This window comes from Acinetobacter sp. UNC436CL71CviS28 (assembly GCF_000620525.1).
Taxonomy (GTDB): domain Bacteria; phylum Pseudomonadota; class Gammaproteobacteria; order Pseudomonadales; family Moraxellaceae; genus Acinetobacter; species Acinetobacter radioresistens.
On sequence record NZ_JIBB01000001.1, the window covers coordinates 145155 to 164949 of the forward strand.

Genomic DNA, 19795 nt, shown 5'->3' on the forward strand with positions numbered 1-19795 from the left:
AAGCTTATTCAAAAGATACTGTTGGAGCTTTTTGTGCACCAGCTTCAGCAGTAAAGTTTGGTTTAGGTTCCATACCAATGACTTTTGCTGTCATAACCTGCGGGAACTGACGGGCATAAGAGTTAAAGTCCTGCACGCTGCTAATGTAGCGGTTACGTGCTACAGCAATACGGTTCTCGGTACCTTCAAGCTGGACCTGTAAATCACGAAACTGTTCATTTGCTTTCAGATCAGGGTAATTTTCTGAAACTGCAATCAGGCGTGATAACGCACCGGTCAACTGGCTTTGCGCCTGCTGATAGCGTTGAAATAATTCAGGATCTTCCAGTACTTCACGATCTACTTTTAGCCCGGCCACATTGGCACGCGCTTGAGTTACTTCAGTGAGTACCTGTTCTTCGTGTTTGGCATAGCCTTTAACAACATTGACCAGATTCGGTACAAGATCAGCGCGGCGCTGGTACTGGTTTTGTACTTCAGACCAAGCAGCAGTTACTGCCTCATCTTTCACCTGTAAAGTGTTATAACCACAGCCTGAAAGGCTTAATGTACTAGCCAGAATGAGAGCGATTAGGCTTTTACTCAGCATTTTCATGCAGCTATCCTCTAATATTTATTTGTATTTGTTTATTTAAAGCCATTGTAAATATAATTTAAGCTATTTGTGTTGCTTTATTTTAAAGATGAGCAAGGAAACTCAAGGAAGGAACAGTCTAGGAAAGCCTAAAAAAGCTTTAATTTATTAAAATTATTAGTAAAAATTTATAAGAGACGGTAGATGAAACCCTACTATTCTTTCAATATTAAACTGAGAGTTAATACTGAAAGTCGGTCATCTGATAATCTTGTGCCAGATGCTTTTTCCAGTATTCGAGTTCAATAGAATAATCATTCTGTTCAGGATGAAAGTCTTTTTTATAATATGACAAATATTCTGGAAACAGCTGAACCAGCATTTTAACCAGCAGATAAGCACCAAATAGATTACCCTTAATTTGAGGCAGGCTCTTCCATTTATCCTGCATAAATAAACGTCCGGTTGAGTAGGCTGCGAGACTAAAAAACCCGCCAGTTACCCGTTTCATCACGCGACGACGCAAGCGCTGGTCAGCATACAACTGCTGATAAACATCAAATGCAACAGAGCGGTGTTCAATCTCTTCAATGGCATGCCATACCCAAAGCTTCATGGCATCCTCATCCAGTGTACTTAATACCTCAGGATGTTTGAGGATATATCCACCAAGTAAAGCTGTAAAATGCTCAAAAGCACTGGTAATCGCGAGCTGTACCTTGGGCGGTAAATTGCGCACGTGTTTATTCTGGCATTCCAGCCATGCCTGAAAGTTATCGAGCTGATAGTCATCTTTACGCCAAGCCTGATTAAATTCAGTATGGGCCTTAGAGTGCATAGCCTCCTGTCCAATAAAAGCAGCAATCTGTGTTTGTAAAACCGGATCTGTAATCTGATCCCGTACATTCCGGACACTATGTACAAAAAACTGTTCACCTACCGGAAAGGTAGAAGACAACGCTGTGAGAAAATGTGACATTAAAGGTGAGCGAGCAAAATAATAACGCGAAATTTTTTCTGGATTGAAGTCTAACTTACGTACAGTAATTCCTGTTGCCTTTGGCCGATTCCGGTACAGTGGATTTGCTGTCATTAAATCATTCATCACAATGGCTGCCTAACGAAGATACCATTAGTATGAGTTTAGAAAACTATAACGCACATGGCTAAACTGCTTGCTTTAGTTAGCCAAAACTATCAAATTGATAAATTAAATAGATGGCATACAAGACCTTTTATGCATTGAAAAGAATATTTATAATAAAAATATGTAGTACCTATGACTCATAACATAGCGGGTTTGAAAAATTATTAAGACAGTTACCTTAAGACCAAATATTTATTTTAATTATTTAAATACAAATACTTATAATATGATTTATTATAAATATTTCTTCCAGTTTTCCGATTGATCAAAAAACCGGATATATAAAAATCACCCCAAGACTGGCCCGAGGTGATGCATTAAAATAATAACTTAAACGTCCAGGTAGTCCAGAATACCCTCAGCAGCTTGGCGGCCTTCCCAGATTGCAGTGACTACCAGATCAGAGCCACGAACCATATCACCACCTGCAAAGATTTTCGGGTTCGATGTCTGGAATTTGTATGTTTGAAGTTCTGGAGCAACTACACGACCTGAACCATCCAGTCCAATATTGACATCCTTAAACCAGTCAGCAGGGCTAGCACGGAAACCAAAAGCAAGCAACACGGCATCTGCGGGTAATATCTCTTCCGAACCCGGTATTGGCTCTGGGCTACGACGACCGCGACTATCAGGTTCACCCAGTTGAGTCGTCACCACTTTAACACCTGTCACCTTACCATTTTCACCTACAATCTCGACAGGCTGGCGGTTAAACAGGAAGTTCACCCCTTCTTCACGGGCATTTTGTACTTCACGACGTGAACCTGGCATGTTGGCTTCATCACGGCGATAAGCACAGGTTACTTCTGCTGCGCCCTGCCGGATTGATGTACGGTTACAGTCCATGGCAGTATCACCACCACCTAGGACAATCACCTTTTTTCCTTCCATACTAATGTATTCAGATGGATCTTTTTCCCAGCCCTGACAACGGTTAACATTGGCAATCAGGAAATCAAGAGCATCATATACACCTTCATATTCCTCACCTGCAAAGCCACCTTTCATGTAGGTATAAGTCCCCATTCCCATGAACACTGCATCAAAGTCATTCAGTAGCTGATCAATCGTGATATCTGTACCAATTTCAGTGTTCAGACGGAATTCAATCCCCATACCGGTGAAGATTTCACGGCGGCGTTTCATGACATCTTTTTCCATCTTAAATTCAGGAATACCAAATGTCAGCAGGCCACCGATTTCCGGGCGTTTATCAAAAACTACCGGTTTTACCCCATTACGGACCAGAATATCTGCACAGCCAAGACCCGCCGGTCCAGCACCGATAATAGCAACTTTTTTGCTGGTCCACTGGACATTAGACATATCTGGACGCCAGCCCAGTGCAAAGGCGGTATCATTAATATATTTTTCAGCATTACCAATAGTTACAGCACCAAATCCGTCATTTAGGGTACATGCACCTTCACATAAACGGTCTTGCGGACAAACACGTCCACAGACTTCTGGCAGGGTATTGGTCTGATGGCACAGTTCCGCCGCCTGGAATACGCGACCTTCAGCGATCAGTTTTAACCAGTTTGGAATATAGTTATGTACCGGACACTTCCATTCACAGTATGGATTACCACAGCCTAAACAGCGATGAGTCTGGTTAGATGCAACATCCTGACTAAACGGTTTATAAATCTCCACAAACTCTGCTTTGCGGACAGCAATATCTTTTTTTTCTGGATCCTGACGTGCTACATCCAGAAATTGAAAGTCATTATTGAGGCGTTCTGCCATGTCTCTCTCCGTAGGTGGGCACAGCTCCGTGTTCAGGAGTCTGTACCTGCCTGTTTATTTGCAGTCGTGGAATTATTGAGGATCAGCCTGAGTCGTTTTTAACAACGTCAACAGATTCGCCGCTTTTGGTTTCACCAGCCAGAATTTACGGCTGTAGTAATCAAACTCATTGCGGATCTTGTAGGCCCAGGCACTACCTGTCTCGGCAATGTGCTCATCAATAATTCGCAGCAGAAACTCTTTATGATCTTCCATCGCTTCAGTCGAAATACGGTTTAGATCAATTAACTCATGGTTATAGTGGTCAACAAAATCATTGTCGAGGTCAAGCACATAAGCAAAACCACCGGTCATGCCCGCGCCAAAGTTATGTCCAACTTTACCCAGGACAGTGACCACGCCACCAGTCATATATTCACAGCAGTGATCACCTGCGCCTTCAATTACTGCAAAGGCACCAGAGTTACGTACCGCAAAACGCTCGCCAGCTGTACCAGCCGCGAACAGTTTACCACCAGTTGCACCATATAGGCAGGTGTTACCAATAATTGCGGTATTCTGAGTCTGGAACGGAGAACCTTTTGGCGGGAAGATCGAAATCCGGCCACCCGCCATGCCTTTACCAACGTAGTCATTGGCATCACCTTCAAGGCGAATATGCAGACCACCCGCATTCCACACCCCTAGTGACTGACCTGCTGTACCATTCAGGTTCATGACTACTGGATGGGCTTCCATACTGAGGTTTCCATAGCGACGGGCAATCTCACCAGAGATACGTGCTCCAATCGAACGGTCACAGTTCACTACTTTATAGTTAAAGGTCCCTATAGTTCCTGCTTCAATTGCTGGTAGCATCTCTTCAACCATACGTTCAGCCAGCAGACCTTTATCAAATGGCTCATTGCCCTGCACCTCACAGTACTGCGCCTTGCCTTCTGCTGCCGGATGTGAAGTCAGTAATGCACTTAAATCCAGATGGGCATGTTTGTCAGTTTCACCAGGCAATACTTCAAGCAGGTCTACACGGCCAATCAGATCTTTGAGTGAAGCGACCCCAAGCGCAGCCAGCCATTCACGAGTTTCTTCCGCAATAAAATGGAAGAAATTAATTAGCATTTCTGGCTCACCAATGTAGTGCTCATGACGCAGATGGTCCTGCTGAGTTGCAACACCGGTTGCACAGTTATTCAAGTGGCAGATCCGCAGATATTTACAGCCTAATGCAATCATTGGTGTAGAACCAAAACCGAAACTTTCCGCACCCAGAATTGCAGCTTTAATAACATCCAGACCGGTCTTCAGGCCGCCATCAGTCTGTACCCGCACCTTGCCACGCAAATCATTTACACGCAGGGCCTGATGCGCTTCTGCCAGTCCCAGCTCCCATGGAGAGCCAGCATGATGAATTGATGATAATGGTGAGGCTGCTGTACCACCATCATAACCAGAGATGGTAATAAAGTCCGCATATGCTTTGGCTACACCCGCTGCAATAGTTCCCACCCCTGGCTCAGACACCAGTTTGACTGAAACCATAGCCTGTGGGTTAACCTGTTTCAAATCAAAAATCAGCTGAGACAAATCTTCAATTGAATAAATATCATGATGCGGTGGAGGAGAAATCAGGGTAACGCCTGGTACCGAGTAACGTAAGCGTGCAATCAGACTATTGACCTTACCACCTGGTAGCTGTCCGCCTTCACCCGGTTTCGCCCCTTGAGCTACCTTAATCTGCAAAACTTCTGCCGAGGTCAGATAAGCAGGTGTTACACCAAAACGTCCAGAAGCAATCTGCTTGATTTTTGAGTTACGAATGGTACCGTAACGTGCCGGATCTTCACCACCTTCACCAGAATTTGAACGACCACCAATGGTATTCATTGCTACAGCAATTGCCTCATGCGCTTCTGGAGATAACGCACCCAATGACATCCCCGCAGAATCAAAACGTGGAAGAATCGACTCTACAGACTCAACCTGATCCAGTGCGATCGGATTATCTGTTTTCAGCTTAAATAGATCACGAATAGTGGCAATTGGACGCTGATTAACCAGCTGTGCATATTCTTTAAAGTCCTGATACTGGCCAGAGCGCACAGCTTTATGCAACGCATTAATCACATCCGGATTAAAGGCATGATATTCCTTACCGAATACGAATTTTAGCATACCACCCTGATCAATCGGCTTACGCGCTTTCCAGGCTAAGTCAGCCAGTTTCTTCTGATCATTTTCAAGGTCAACAAAAGTAGCGCCCTGAATACGGCTTGGTACACCAACGAAGCAAGTATCTACCACTTCACTTGATAAACCCACAGCTTCAAACAGCTGACCGCCACGATAAGATGCAACGGTAGAAATGCCCATTTTTGACAGGACTTTCAGCAGGCCTTTTTCAATACCTTTACGGAAGTTTGCTTGCGCATGAATCGGATCACCCAGCAGTTCGCCTTTGGCAATCAGATCATTGATGACATCATAAGCAAGATAAGGGTAAATAGCTGTTGCACCAAAACCTAACAGTACTGCAAATTGATGTGGATCACGTACAAAGCCGCTTTCGACCACAATATTGGCATCGGTACGCAAGCCAGCCTGAATCAGGTAATGATGGACAGCACCTGTTACCATGACCGCATTTGCCGGCAGATAGCCTTCACGAATCTTTTTGTCCGATAAGACCAGAATAGTTTTACCATCACGAATGGCCTGAGCAGACTCGGCACAGATCCGCGCGATTGCAGCCTGTAAACCTTCTTCTGCAACATAGTTCAGGTCAATCTCGGCAATCTCATAACCTGTGCGACCCAATGTACGGATCTGATGCATTTTTGAGTTAGACAATACTGGACTTGAAATGATCAGACGATCTGCATGTTCTGGTCCCTGCTCAAATACATTCTGTTCACGACCCAGACAGGTTTCCAATGACATCACGATTGATTCACGCAAAGGATCAATTGGTGGATTGGTCACCTGCGCAAACTGCTGACGGAAATAATCAGATACATGACGAACCTGGCGTGACAAGACGGCCATAGGAGTATCATCACCCATTGAGCCGACAGCTTCCTGTCCACTTTCAGCAATCGGACGCAATAGCTGGTCCCGCTCTTCAAAGCTGACCATGAACATTTTTTGTGCAGCTTTTAACTGCTCATTTTTCAGGCCTTTTTCACACAGGTGCTCTTCAAGCTCCGGACTGCCTTGCAACCGGATAGCATGGTCACGCAACCAGGCACGATAAGGACGCATATTTTTCAAGTGCTTGTTGACATCCTGAGTGTCCAGCAACTTACCGGTCAGGGTATCGATCACGAGGATCTGTCCAGGACCAACACGACCTTTAGAAATTACATCTTCTGGCTCATAACCCCACACCCCAATTTCTGATGCCAAGGTAATATAGCCATTTTTGGTAATTACCCAACGAGCCGGACGCAGTCCGTTACGGTCTAGCATACAGATCGCATGGCGGCCATCCTGAATAACCAGACCTGCAGGACCATCCCAAGCTTCCATATGCTTAGAATTAAATTCATAAAATGCGCGCAAGTCTGCATCGAGTGTTTCCACATTTTGCCATGCTGGTGGAACCAACATACGCAAAGCACGGAACAGATCCATACCACCACCCACCAGAATTTCTAGCATATTATCTAAACTTGATGAATCTGAACCGGTACGGTTCACAATTGGCGTCATCTCAGTCAAGCCGGGTAATAGCGGATTTTCAAATTTTGGTGTGCGCGCCATTGCCCAGTTACGGTTAGCTGTAATGGTATTAATTTCACCATTATGTGCCAGATAGCGGAATGGTTGAGCCAGTGGCCAACGCGGCAGCGTATTAGTCGAGAAACGCTGATGGAACACCACGATATGTGAATGTAGGCGCTCATCGGCCAGATCCGTATAAAAATCTGCAATCGCTTCTGGCATCATCAGACCTTTATAGCTAATGACAGTAGTAGCCAGCGTGGTAACATAGAACAGTGGATCATTGACCTGCTGTTCGGCACGACGACGTGCCAAGAAAAGCTTGCGGTTAAACTCGACTTCAGTAACTCCCATCGGGCAGTTCACTAAAATCTGTTCAAAAGCAGGTAGAGAACGCAAAGCAATTTCACCCAACACTTCAGTTTTTGTTGGGACTACGCGCCAAGTTGCAACTTTTAAGCCTTCTGCTTCTATTTCTTTATTTAAAATCTGTTTAGCATGGTGAGCTAAGGCTGGATCAGTATTTAGAAATACGGTTCCAGCAGCAAATATTTCAGTCAGGTTGACGCCAAGTTTTTGTGCTTCTTCACGGAAAAACTGTTTAGGCATCGCCAGTAACAAGCCACAACCATCACCGGTTTTACCATCTGCAGCAATACCGCCACGGTGAGTCATGCAACTTAAACTATGAATTGCAGTCTCGACCAAATGATGGCTGGCTTCACCCTGCATGTGGGCGATCAGGCCAAAACCACAGTTATCTTTAAACTCATCGGGTTGATATAAACCTTGAGCGGGAGCTACAGTATTAGGCGATGGCATGTGCATAGCGTACCCTTCTTAACATGGCCCCTAATGGGCATCGAACAATTTTTCTCTCTATAATTTGCAATTTGCTCTCTTAACCAGCAGCAGATGTAAAAAGCTCAGTCACCGGCCTAAATATACGCTTACTCTGTAAGAAAGGTATATGGTTATGGCTTCTGTTTTTCTTTCTACGAACTCTTTTAAAGCATGCAAGAGAAGTATCTAGCAGTTTAACTGAGCAGTTTTGGTGTCAACCGGATAAATCAGATTCAAATAGCCTTTTAATAAAGCAAAAAAGATGCCAACTTTTAAAAATATTACTAATTACTTAAAAAACATAAATCTAAGCTACTTAAAAGCATAGTAAGTTTATTTTTAAGACCAATTTACGACCCAATATGGTGCAAAATTATTTTAAATATAAAAAATATGCTCTATTTTGCATCATTGCGAAGAGTTTTATACAGGTCCTGAATTTTAATATTAATTAAAAGGATCACTAATTTCATTTTCAACAGGTCTAGAGGCATCAGCTGAGGTACCAGCACGTGATGGCTGCGAAACAGGAATATTAGATTGTGAACGCTGTACATCAACTACATTACCCTCTTGATCTCTTCTGGTAATTGTCGTTTTTACAGTGGAAGGCGCATTATTGGTTTGCGCTGTATTAGCTGCCGGGTTTGGTCGGCTAAGTAAGCTCTCATCAATTTTAGGTAAGGCAGCCGGTTTCAAGACAATTTCACGTACTTTTGCACTTCCGCTCATCTCCTCTGAACCTAAATCATTTACAAAAGCTGCATAATCTTCAAACTTTTGTGTATGTGGCTTAAGCGAAGGTGGGAGTACAAGATTTAATTGATCCAACGCCTGCTCAGCTTCCTGAGCTGTCTTATACTTGCCATAAGCCAGCACATACTGTTCTGTCTGCTCTTCGCCACTGAGTCGGAAATAAATAAAATTATTACGTTGAGGCTGTTTCTTCAGAAAGCTTTTAATAATATCTTCTTCAGAAGAGCGAAATAGTTCATTGGTCCAGAGTTTCTTATTCTCCAGCATAAATTTAGTACCACGGAACTCAGGCTCATGAATGCCTGAAGCCACTATTCGAGTAGTCAGTTCAAGTGGCCGAACTTCTTCCAACAATGCACCAAGATGGGTCATTGATCCAACCTTCTCAGGCTGAATCTGAGTTTGGGCTTCACTCTCAGGCGTTTTTTTCACTTCAACCAATTGCTCTTTATCTGTCATCAGCCAAAAGATAAAAGCAAGTAACAGGCATAGCAATCCGCTCATCAGCCAGATATACCGCTGAATATTGTCCCGTTGCATACGAACTGCTGCCATATTTTGCCTATGCTCCTTGTTGATTTGCAAGAATTGCCTGCTTCATCAGCTTTAAGTCAAATTCTCTGGTAATTATAGCTTGTCCCAACTGTTTCAGCAGGACCAGACGCAGTTGGCCATTCAGAACTTTTTTATCATGTGCCATATATTCCAGAAACTGCTCAAGCGGAATGTGCGGACATACTATCGGTAAATTTGCACGTTGAATAATATTTTTTGTACGTTGCAAGTCGTCTGCTGAAATCCAGCCCATACGTTGAGACAAATCTGCTGCCATGACCATACCGGTGGCAACTGCCTCTCCATGCAACCACACTCCATAGCCCAGATAAGATTCAATCGCATGGCCAAAAGTATGGCCAAGATTTAATAACGCACGGTCGCCTTGCTCTTTTTCATCACGCGCCACAATACGGGCTTTATGCGCACAGGAGCGATACACTGCTTCGGCCAGAAGCTCAGGATTACGAGCAACCAGCTGATCCATATGCTGCTCTAGCCATTCCAGAAAATCAGGGTCTCCCAGTAAGGCATATTTGATTACTTCAGCAAGGCCAGCCGATAATTCACGGTCAGGTAAAGTCTTTAACTGTGACATGTCTGCCATAACTACCTGTGGCTGCTGGAAAGCACCAATCATATTTTTACCCAGCGGGTGATTAATTCCTGTTTTCCCCCCGACACTGGAATCCACTTGTGAAAGCAAGGTCGTTGGCACCTGAATAAAATAAACTCCACGCTGAAAGCTGGCAGATGCAAATCCGGCCATATCTCCAATTACACCACCTCCAAGCGCCAGAACGGTACAGTCCCGGTTAAAGCCAGCTTGCAGAAGTGCATCGAAAATCAGATTAAGATGCTGAATATTTTTATACTGTTCACCGTCGGGCAATACACACGTAGCGACTACTTTATCCAGAGATTCAACCGCACTTACATAATGGTTCAAGTAAAGTTTTTCGAGGGTAGTATTGGTTACAATCATAACCTGCTTGCCCAGAATATAAGGTTCAAGCAAAGTCTGAGGACTCAGATCACTACCAATAAAAATAGGATAACGGCGATCGCCTAATTCAACATATAAGGTTTGCATACAGTCTGGAACCCGTAATCATGGTGCGGAGTGTAACTCTTCAGAGCTAATAATCTTCAATATTTTTTGGGCTAGATCTCGTGCTGCCCCTTGATTGGTCTCGATAATATAATGTGCCACTTCCCGGTAGAGCGGGTCACGGGCAGCCAACAGGTCTCGAAGCTTCTGTTCCGGGTTTTCTACTTGTAATAATGGCCGGTTTTTATCACGATAGGTACGTTGAAGCTGAATTTCTACTGGTGTATAGAGATATACTACGATGCCGCGCTGCTTGAGGAATTCACGGTTAGGCACCTGCGTTACAGCCCCACCACCTGTAGCTAGCACCAGCTTTTGCCGAAGTGTTAGCTGGTCAATAACGGCGGTCTCCCGACTTCGGAAACCAGCTTCTCCCTCTTTTTCAAAAATCCAGGGGATATTTGCTCCTGTTTTACGCTCCAGTTCATGATCACTGTCCAGAAATTCCCGGCCCAGTAACTCTGCCAGATGTCGCCCCACAGTGGTTTTTCCAGCTCCCATCGGCCCTACCAAATAGATATTTGGCAGGGTGTCAAACTCTTTGCTTGGCAAGGAGTCACCTATTGAATTACTTGAATTAAAAATATATTAATGATTTCCAGTCGCACTGTCATTAACAATTCGTGGTGTGACAAAAATCAGTAACTCACGCTTGTTATCACTTTTAGCATCACGGCGGAATAAACGGCCTACACCCGGCAGGTCTCCGAGAACAGGTACTTTCGTTTGCGTATTCCTGGTTTCCTGTTCAAAAATACCGCCAAGGACTACAGTTTCACCATTGTTAACCAGCACATTAGTATTAATTTCATTCTTGTTAATCGCAATCTGTCCGGTTGGTGTCGGGTTCCCCGGAGTATCGCTGGTAATGTTCAGCAACATCTGGATTTTACCATCAGGGGTAATACTTGGTGTTACATTCAGACTTAAAGTAGCATCCACAAATTCAGTGGTAGAGACTGCATTGGCGCCACCGCCCTCTGAAGACTGGTAGGGAATTTGGGTACCAGAAGCAACTCGGGCCTGCTGTTTGTCAGCTGTTAGTACTTTCGGCGTAGAAATGACTTCACCATAACCATCAGCCTGCAAGGCTGACAATTCGAGATCCAGCATAAAATCAGAAAGACTAATTAAACCGAAGGCAATACGGCTTGCACCCGGAGCTGTAACGCCTAAATCCACATTCAGGTTTTGTGGACGCTCTATGGTGTATTTGCCTTCATCATCAGGATCACGCAGATTCCATAAGGTGGTTTCACTGCCGCCGACCAGCAGGCTGTTATTACGGGTAATACCCTGTGAAAGAATTCCCCACTTCACGCCCATTTCTTTGGTGAAGTCAGTACTAGCCCTGACAATACGGGCCTCAACCATCACCTGTTTTACCGCTACATCCAGAAGATCAATCATACGGCGGATCTGGTCAAGTTTCTGAGCCGTATCATTAATGATTAAGGTATTGGTACGTGGGTCTATTGAAATGGTTCCTCTTGGACTTAGCAGGCTTCCCACGCTATCACCCAGTGCTTCCGTATTGTTTGAAGCACCGTTAGCACTACCATTACCACTATTTCTGCCTTGGGTAATCAGTTTTTCGATATCGACAGCTTTTGCATAATTCAGCTGGATATATTCAGTTTGTAAAGGCATAAGTCTGGTACTTTGCGCAATTGCCTTAGCCTCTTCCTCTTCTGCTTTAATCAGCTCTGCAACCGGAGCAATCCAGATTACATCACCATTACGACGTTTATCCAGGTTTTTGGTTTTTAAAATAATGTCTAAAGCCTGGTCCCATGGTACATCTTTCAGGCGCAACGTAATATTTCCCTGAACAGAGTCGGCTGCAACCAGGTTGATACCAGTGAAATCTGCTAACAACTGTAATACCCGACGAACCTCAATATCCTGAAAGTCGAGTGAAACCTTTTTACCGCTATAATTAGGTGCAGAACGGGTTTTGACCGTACTCTTTTCTTCCGGGCGCTTTAAACTGACTGTTAAGCGGTTCTCAGTCTGATACGCCATATACTCATAACTGCCAGTTGATTGAATAGTAATAATGCCATTACCGCCTTCATTATAGGCATCAACAGTCGAGACCGGCGTGGCAAAATCATTCATATTCAAACGGCGGATTAGATGGGAAGGGATTTTATTTCCCAGCATCCTGACTATGACTTTACTTCCCTGCTGCTGTACATCAGCAGGAGTATTCGGGTTCAGAAAATCAATTAAAACCTGTCCCTCGCCCTGACTTCCACGCTGGAAACCAATGTTCGAGATACCCTGAGCAGGCTGCTGTGCTACAGCAACTGGCTGTGGCAATACTGTAGGCGCGCCTGTTACCGGATTAATCTTTAAAATAAAAGTATTGCCTTCTACACGGGTAGTAAAGGCACCTGCATCTTTTAAACTTACAATAATTCGGGAACGTTGTTCATCAGAGGCCACATGAATTGCGCTTGCTTCATTGGTAGCAACCGGAATACTAGGCTGTTTAAGATTTTGTTTGGCCTGATCAAAGTCTAAGATCAGTCGCGAAGGCTGTTCAAGCTGATAAGCCTGGGGCTGGGGCGGCAATCCATTAAACATGACTCGAATTTCTGTCCCTTGTCCCGGAATCTGCATAGGTACAATATTGGTAATATTGACCGCTGCACTTGCTACCTGCATCATTGCTACAGCAACTGCTCCCATCGCAAATTGACGATATAAATGAATCATGCTGTTGCCATCCCCCATCAAAAATTCTTGAAAACTCTTTTTCATTTTTATTCCTTTCATCCTTAAGGCTGTGGCCCAATCAGTACTAGACTGCGGGGACGTTCCACATAGCCTTCGCGCCCATCCGGGATGATCTCAACCAGATCAATCTGGGTAGGTGTAATCTGAACAATACGCCCATGATGCATACCCATATAGTTCCCGCGCTGCACTTGTTCAATCTGGCCATCGGGCGTCTGGATTAGTGCAATAATCTGCCCTCTTGAATTACGCATACTGCCTTTCATATTTAAAGATTCAAGGGCATAGCTCTCAAGAGGTTGGGGTTGGCGTGAAAAATTCGGATAAACCCGCTTCCCGGCCATAACTTTTAACTCAGCTGCAAGCGAGCTAGGTAAAAATGGACTTCTGAACTGATGTGCTGCATAAGCAAATGTAGGTACAGGACTGAACACAGGTGCCGGTTCAATCGGTAGAGGTGGTTGGTTACGAATGACTGTCATCTCTTCATTTACTGCATCTATACGTGAATCACAGCCTACCAGAATCATGCCGCAGCACAGGCCTAAAATGATCTTATTCCAAGTCATTGTGGCTGCCCTCCTGCTGGGGTATCCGTAGTATTTGGCTGCTCATTATTACCGACATATCGGTATGTTTTAGCTTTCACCGCATAATTTACTTCTGGAATATCTGAGTTCTGCGCCTGTGTACTGGTAATTTCAAAGTCATGCAGGGTTACAATTCGTGGAAGCGCCGCAATAGTGCTCACAAAAGAACCAAAGGCATGATAATCACCTGTTGCCTGAATATCAATTGGCTGTTCAATAAAGAACTCCTGCCGAATTTCACTTTCTAGACGAATATTTTTAAATTTCAGGCCAGAACTTACTCCTGCAACGTTAATATCTTCAACCAGTCCAGGAATCTCGGTTTCTTTAGGCAACTGTTCCAGTTGCTCATTAAAATTCGCTTCCATTTCCTGTAGTTGTGCTTGGTATTGCTGTAAGTTACGCAGTTTAGAGTCCTTTTCACGAAACTCGTTTAACAGATTCTGTTCTTGTGCCTGCGCATTAGAAATAGCTTCAAGTTTGGGGCGAATTGCTAAAAAATAGCCAATTGCACAAACCAGCAGAAACAGAAATATCCAGCAGGTCAGTTTGACTGAAAAAGGCCAGCTGCCGTAATTATGTGTATCCAGCGTATTAAACTGTTGCAGGAAGGCTTCTAGCGTCATTTTTCTTTTAGCAGGTTTAGCATCTTCCTGGTTTAAATCATCGAATTCTTCACGACTCATTGTGCTGCTCCCGCTGCAGGACCCGTTGCTGCTGTATTGGTTGGTGCATTGGGATCAGCCGATGGCGGACTATCAGCAGCAATCTCACCTGCATCTACAGTTACAACAAAACTGCCATAGTTTTCTTCTGGTCGAGGTATCAGCGAAGTTGGGGTCTGCTCTTTCTTTTCTTCCGCGGCAAGGAATGAGTTCATAAAGGCATTACGATACCAAGGTGAAGCTTCTAGACCACGCAAAAGCTCAGCTACAGTGTTCGGGCTTTCTGCCTTCCCTTCGAGAGTGAATTTATCACCAGTCCGTGCAAATTTGGTCAGATACATATTGGCTGGGATTACACGTGCCAGCTCATCCACCAAACGAACAGTAACCGGACGTTTACCCTGTAAGCCCTGAATCAGGTTCATGCGCTCAATAATGGCATCACGCTGTTCTTGCAGGCCATCTAGAGATTTAAGCTGTATATCCAGGTTCTGGTTAGTACTGATAATCAGTTGATTAGCTTGTTCCTGATCATCCAGCTTGCGGTCATAGTACATCCAAGTCAGTACCACTCCGGCTAAACCTAGTAATGCCACCCCAATACAAATAATAATAAATTGCTTTTTCCGTTGTTCCCTTAGCTCATCACGCCAAGGGAGCAGGTTAATTGTTGTCATTAATCAAAACTCCTCAGCGCTAAACCACAAGCCACCATGAGTGAAGATGCATCTTTTTCAACTTTTTGTACATCAACCTGCGGCGCAAAACCCATCTGTAAAAATGGATTGGCAATTGTTACCCGGTAGCCCAGCTTTTGTTGGAGTAGTTTGGCCAGTCCCGGTATATTGGCATTTCCACCCGCCAATAAAATATGATCAATCTCATTAAACTGTGAAGACGAGAAAAAAAACTGCAAAGAACGAGCAGCCTGTTGCACTAAGGCCTCTAAGAAAGGCTCGAGTATTTCAATATCATAATCATCTGGCAAATTACGCTCTTTTTTGGCCCGGCCAGCTTCTTCATAGGAAAGGCCATAACGATTCTGGATGTCCTGAGTCAGCTGCTTTCCACCAAAAACCTGCTCGCGAGTATAGATAATCTTGCCATGCTGCATGACAGACAAAGTTGTCATGGTGTGGCCGATATCTAGAATACCTACGGTATTCACCCCTATAGGCAATGTATCAGCGAACACTTTAAACGCACGTTCTAGCGCATAACTTTCTACATCAGCAATTTTCGCGGTTAGACCTGCCATTTCCAGCACTTCGACACGTGCATCTACATTTTCAGTACGGGTGGCCACCAGCAGTACATTTACTCGATCAGGATTTGCCAATATATCTGGCAACACTTCGAAATCAAGACTGACTTCGTCTAAAGGAAAAGGAATATATTGCTCTGCATCCATACGGATCTGAACTTCACGTTCATCATCGTTCATGTCTGCATCCATTTCGATGACTTTATTGATCACCGCCGAAGTAGGTACTGCAAAAGCCGCATTAGCCGCCTGAGGGTTAGCAATGTCAATTACGCGCTCTAAAGCATCGGCAACCGCTTCAGGATTCAGAATATTTTTTTCAACGACACTTCCATCGGAAAGCGGATAAAGCCCGTAACTTTCAACCCAGTATCTGCCACCTTTTACAGAGAGCTCTAATAATTTAACCGAAGTAGAACTTACATCTATTCCGACTAATCCTTTATTTGGTTTACGATATAACCTGAGCACAATGCTTTCCTATTATTTTTTTATCCCCAAAAAAAATAACGAACTAATAGTCAGCGTATAATTTTGCACGGATACAATATCTCATCTAACAATCCGTTTATCTAACGGCTATACTGACCATCAATTAGTTTGCCATTAGCTCTTATTAAAACTTACTTGTTATGAAAAAGCTATCCAGTTCAGGCCGTGTTCACCCCTTTTTTTCTATTTTAATTATCATTCTAGTCTCAATACCAATGGGGTTTTATGGTATTTATCTTTATATTGCCCCTTCACTGCCTGAGATGAGTTCGCTCAAAAAAGCACCTTTACTTAAGCCGTTACAGGTCTATACTGCCGATAACGAGCTGGTGGCTGAGTACGGTGGAAAATTGTCTGTACCGGTTGAATATAAACAGATTCCGCCAGCCTTTATTCATGCTTTTCTTGCCGCAGAAGACTCCTCATTTTTTGAGCATAGTGGCATCAGCTTTAAAGGCTTGGGGCGTGCTGTTACAGAGAGTGTTACCGGATCTGACGTGCAGACTGGCGGTTCAACTATTACTATGCAGGTGGCCAAGAACTATTATTTAAGCCCGGAGCGCACCTTAAAACGTAAATTGACAGAGATTTTTCTGGCACGAAAAATCGAGCAAAACCTGAGTAAAGAAGAAATTCTGACCTTATATGTCAATAAGATTTTCTTGGGTAAAAATGCCTATGGTATCGCCGCAGCTGCCAAAATTTATTATAACAAAAGTCTGGATGAGCTAAGTCTGGCACAAATGGCAATGCTGGCCGGCCTGCCTAAAGCTCCATCAAAATATAATCCGGTTGCTAACCCTGAACGGGCATTGGAACGTCGCAACTGGATTCTGGGCCGTATGTTACAGCTTGGATATATCAGCCAGTCACAATATCAGGCTGCCGTGGCCGAGCCGATCAACTTGGACATGCCTGATCGTGGAATCAGTAACCGCTTTCCTTATGTAGGTGAGATGGTTCGCTCTGAACTGGTAGAACGCTTTGGTGATCTGGCCATCGATTCAGGCTATAAGGTGTACACCACCATTGACAGTAAACGTCAGGCCTATGCCGAACAGGCAGTCCAGAATGGTCTGGAAGATTATGACCGTCGCCATGGCTGGCGCGGTGCCGAGGCACATGATGAGCCTTTAAACAAATTTCGGGCATTTGCAAATACTTACCCTGCACAGGTAGTCAAGGTCAATTCCAACTCATTTGAAGCACTGATGCAGGATGGTTCTACAGTGACAGTACCATGGTCTGGCATGTCTTGGGCAAGGCCTTACCGCAATGCTAACAGTGTAGGGGGAGCGCCAAGTCGTGCCTCTCAGATTGTGAAAGTTAAAGATATTATCCGGTTGCGCCCGAATGAAAGTAAAACTTCATGGGCACTGGTCCAGTTACCAAAAGTACAGGGCCAGCTGATTGCAATTAATCCAAATAATGGAGCGATTGAAGCAGTTGTAGGGGGCTACAGTTTTTATCAGTCCAAGTTTAACCGGGCCTTACAAGGCTGGCGTCAACCTGGCTCCACAATTAAACCCTTTATCTATGCTCTGGCTTTAGAGCGTGGAATGACCCCCTATACGATGGTAAATGACAGTCCGATTACGATCGGTAAATGGACACCCAGAAACTCGGATGGTCGATATCTGGGAATGATTCCTTTACGCCGTGCACTCTATTTGTCACGTAATACGGTCTCTGTACGTTTACTACAAAATGTAGGAATTGAGCGTGCACGACAGTTACTTATGGACTTTGGTTTACGTGATGACCAGATTCCACGTAACTATACGATTGCTTTGGGAACACCGCAGGTTCTACCTGTACAGATGGCAACTGGCTATGCCACCTTTGCCAATGGGGGCTACCGAATCCAGCCTCACTTTATCAGTCGAATTGAAGATGCCTATGGCAAAGTGATTTTTGAGGCTGACCCGGAATATGCCTGTATTCCTTGCATTAATGCCAAAGATGATACTGAAGAAGACACTCCGCAGACGCCTGATGATGAAGTCATTGAAGTGACCAATCAGTCTTTAGATCAATCAAAAAATAATATTAGTGAGCAGAAAGAACCGGAATCAGATTATCGTCAGGCGCAGCGCATTTTAAAATCGAGCTCGGCTTATGATATGGCCAATATTCTTCGGGATGTGATCCAGCATGGTACAGGACGCGCTGCTTTAAAAATTGGCCGTGGTGATATTGGAGGCAAAACCGGTACTACAAATGATGCTAAAGATGCGTGGTTTGCGGGCTTTAACGGCAAACTAGTGACTGTGGCCTGGGTTGGCTTTGACCAGCCAACAACTTTGGGCCGTCGTGAATATGGCGGGGTAGCAGCTTTACCGATTTGGATTAACTTCATGGGTAATGCGCTCAAGGGTACTCCAGCATCCTGGGTACAGCTAGACAAAAATGCCAAAGCTCCCCGACTACAAGAAACAGCGGGCCAAGTAGAACCTAAGGTTGATCGTGCTTCCCCTCCTCTGGCACGTCCTTTATATCGTCCGGCTCCTCCTCCGGCTGCTGTCACTAATGACTTTGCCGATTTGCCCGGTGAAGAAATCCTGATTCCTTCACGCTCAGCTCCACCTCAAGTTAATACACCGGATCAACCTGCCCGAACACAGCAATCACGTACTGAACCTCAGCAACGTGATGCACTGGAGAATCTGATTCAAGAGGTCCAATGATTTAAATAAAGAAGCCACCATAAAGGTGGCTTCTTTATTCTTAAAGTCAGTCTTTTTTCTTGAACAGATAAATCTGAAAACTGCCTTGAGTCTCAAAATTTTCCAGTGCTTCTAATCTTTGGCGGCGCTCTGGTTTTGCCTTATAAGCATAAGGGGTCATGGCAACCAGATTTTTGAGTTGCGCCTGGTTGAGCAGTAGCCGGGTTTCAATCAGTGGCTGTTCAACCAGCTCAAAATGTTCTGCCAGCTGCTCAACAAACTTGGCCGGTTCATGAGCATTTACTTCTTCAAATAATACTTCACGCATACTGTAGAGATGCTCAGGCCCTGGCGTAACTACCATAAGATAAGCCCCTAGCTTTAAAACCCTCAAGATTTCCTGCTGGGGAATGGGACTAAACAAACTGGTACATAGATCTATTGAATGGTCAATTACAGGTAAAACTGCACCTGTACCAACCACCCAAGTTACCTGCTGATTGGTCTTTGCAGCAACCTGTACCGCATTTTTAGCGATATCAACTCCTACACATTGCAAGACTTCAGACTGCATGGCCTGTGTGTAGTATCCTTCACCACAACCAATGTCCAGCAGGTTTTCAATACGAAGACTGGAGATTATCTTGACCACTGCCTGCTGTAACGGTGCATAAAAACCATCAGCCAAGAATGCTCGTCTTGCCTGAACCGACTCAGGCGTATCGCCCGGATTTTTACTGTGTTTATGTTGTACCACATGCAGATTGACATACCCCTGTTTGGCTACATCATAACTGTGGTGATTTACGCAGCGCCATGTCCTGTCTACCAATTTGAGTTGTTCCCGACATACAGGACACATGAGCAGGTTCATTATTTTCTCCAGAATAAAAAAAGCCGGCAGTTATTAGCAAA

At 44.4% G+C, this 19795-nt stretch carries 14 protein-coding genes; 1 reads left to right on the top strand and 13 read right to left on the bottom strand.

Features of this window, described 5'->3' with window-relative positions:
- Window positions 1–4 precede the first annotated feature (4 nt).
- From N518_RS0100820 to N518_RS0100875, 12 genes are all read right to left on the bottom strand, one after another.
- The gene (locus tag N518_RS0100820; RefSeq protein ID WP_005018078.1) at window positions 5–595 is read right to left on the bottom strand and encodes a LemA family protein; all 591 of its coding nucleotides are present in this window, start codon (window positions 593–595) and stop codon (window positions 5–7) included.
- A 220-nt stretch (window positions 596–815) separates the two neighbouring features.
- The gene (locus tag N518_RS0100825) at window positions 816–1679 is read right to left on the bottom strand and encodes a metal-dependent hydrolase (RefSeq protein ID WP_026443904.1); all 864 of its coding nucleotides are present in this window, start codon (window positions 1677–1679) and stop codon (window positions 816–818) included.
- A gap of 372 nt (window positions 1680–2051) precedes the next feature.
- The gene (locus N518_RS0100830; protein WP_005018072.1) at window positions 2052–3473 is read right to left on the bottom strand and encodes an FAD-dependent oxidoreductase; all 1422 of its coding nucleotides are present in this window, start codon (window positions 3471–3473) and stop codon (window positions 2052–2054) included.
- Between the two features lie 72 nt (window positions 3474–3545).
- Window positions 3546–8015, bottom strand: coding sequence for a glutamate synthase large subunit (gene gltB, locus N518_RS0100835; RefSeq protein WP_026443905.1), 4470 nt, complete (start codon window positions 8013–8015; stop codon window positions 3546–3548).
- A 468-nt stretch (window positions 8016–8483) separates the two neighbouring features.
- Entirely contained in the window at window positions 8484–9347 is an 864-nt protein-coding gene (locus N518_RS0100840; protein WP_005024218.1) for a hypothetical protein, read from the bottom strand.
- A gap of 7 nt (window positions 9348–9354) precedes the next feature.
- Complete coding sequence (gene aroB / locus N518_RS0100845) at window positions 9355–10440, bottom strand: 3-dehydroquinate synthase (RefSeq protein ID WP_005024217.1); 1086 nt, start codon at window positions 10438–10440, stop codon at window positions 9355–9357.
- A gap of 18 nt (window positions 10441–10458) precedes the next feature.
- Window positions 10459–11010 (bottom strand): shikimate kinase AroK, encoded by a 552-nt coding sequence (gene aroK / locus N518_RS17345; RefSeq protein WP_005024215.1) that lies wholly within the window; start codon window positions 11008–11010, stop codon window positions 10459–10461.
- A 36-nt stretch (window positions 11011–11046) separates the two neighbouring features.
- Window positions 11047–13227, bottom strand: coding sequence for a type IV pilus secretin PilQ (locus tag N518_RS0100855; protein WP_005024212.1), 2181 nt, complete (start codon window positions 13225–13227; stop codon window positions 11047–11049).
- Between the two features lie 17 nt (window positions 13228–13244).
- Entirely contained in the window at window positions 13245–13772 is a 528-nt protein-coding gene (locus N518_RS0100860; protein ID WP_005024210.1) for a pilus assembly protein PilP, read from the bottom strand.
- A complete protein-coding gene (locus N518_RS0100865) occupies window positions 13769–14479 on the bottom strand; it encodes a type 4a pilus biogenesis protein PilO (RefSeq protein WP_005404626.1) in 711 nt (236 codons plus the stop codon). Before N518_RS0100865 ends, N518_RS0100860 begins: the two co-directional genes overlap by 4 nt.
- Window positions 14476–15135 (bottom strand): PilN domain-containing protein, encoded by a 660-nt coding sequence (locus N518_RS0100870; protein WP_005018044.1) that lies wholly within the window; start codon window positions 15133–15135, stop codon window positions 14476–14478. Before N518_RS0100870 ends, N518_RS0100865 begins: the two co-directional genes overlap by 4 nt.
- Window positions 15135–16193 carry a pilus assembly protein PilM gene (locus N518_RS0100875; RefSeq protein ID WP_005024205.1) on the bottom strand — a complete coding sequence of 353 codons (1059 nt, stop codon included), beginning with the start codon at window positions 16191–16193 and terminating at the stop codon, window positions 15135–15137. The genes N518_RS0100870 and N518_RS0100875 overlap by 1 nt, the downstream gene beginning before the upstream one ends.
- Before the next feature lie 161 nt (window positions 16194–16354).
- Here N518_RS0100875 and ponA point away from each other — a divergent pair, with 161 nt between their 5' ends.
- Entirely contained in the window at window positions 16355–18901 is a 2547-nt protein-coding gene (gene ponA, locus N518_RS0100880) for a penicillin-binding protein PBP1a (protein ID WP_005024203.1), read from the top strand.
- 46 nt (window positions 18902–18947) lie between these two features.
- On the opposite strand, the gene N518_RS0100885 is transcribed toward ponA, so the two are convergent.
- Window positions 18948–19754, bottom strand: coding sequence for a putative RNA methyltransferase (locus tag N518_RS0100885; RefSeq protein ID WP_005024201.1), 807 nt, complete (start codon window positions 19752–19754; stop codon window positions 18948–18950).
- Between the last annotated feature and the right edge of the window lie 41 nt (window positions 19755–19795).

What these genes read in the sequence shown, in the direction of transcription:
- N518_RS0100820 (WP_005018078.1), bottom strand. Translation starts at nt 595, where the DNA reads ATGAAAATGCTGAGTAAAAGCCTAATCGCTCTCATTCTGGCTAGTACA.
- N518_RS0100825 (WP_026443904.1), bottom strand. Translation starts at nt 1,679, where the DNA reads ATGAATGATTTAATGACAGCAAATCCACTGTACCGGAATCGGCCAAAG.
- N518_RS0100830 (WP_005018072.1), bottom strand. Translation starts at nt 3,473, where the DNA reads ATGGCAGAACGCCTCAATAATGACTTTCAATTTCTGGATGTAGCACGT.
- gltB (WP_026443905.1), bottom strand. Translation starts at nt 8,015, where the DNA reads ATGCCATCGCCTAATACTGTAGCTCCCGCTCAAGGTTTATATCAACCC.
- N518_RS0100840 (WP_005024218.1), bottom strand. Translation starts at nt 9,347, where the DNA reads ATGGCAGCAGTTCGTATGCAACGGGACAATATTCAGCGGTATATCTGG.
- aroB (WP_005024217.1), bottom strand. Translation starts at nt 10,440, where the DNA reads ATGCAAACCTTATATGTTGAATTAGGCGATCGCCGTTATCCTATTTTT.
- N518_RS0100855 (WP_005024212.1), bottom strand. Translation starts at nt 13,227, where the DNA reads ATGAAAAAGAGTTTTCAAGAATTTTTGATGGGGGATGGCAACAGCATG.
- N518_RS0100860 (WP_005024210.1), bottom strand. Translation starts at nt 13,772, where the DNA reads ATGACTTGGAATAAGATCATTTTAGGCCTGTGCTGCGGCATGATTCTG.
- N518_RS0100865 (WP_005404626.1), bottom strand. Translation starts at nt 14,479, where the DNA reads ATGAGTCGTGAAGAATTCGATGATTTAAACCAGGAAGATGCTAAACCT.
- N518_RS0100870 (WP_005018044.1), bottom strand. Translation starts at nt 15,135, where the DNA reads ATGACAACAATTAACCTGCTCCCTTGGCGTGATGAGCTAAGGGAACAA.
- ponA (WP_005024203.1), top strand. Translation starts at nt 16,355, where the DNA reads ATGAAAAAGCTATCCAGTTCAGGCCGTGTTCACCCCTTTTTTTCTATT.
- N518_RS0100885 (WP_005024201.1), bottom strand. Translation starts at nt 19,754, where the DNA reads ATGAACCTGCTCATGTGTCCTGTATGTCGGGAACAACTCAAATTGGTA.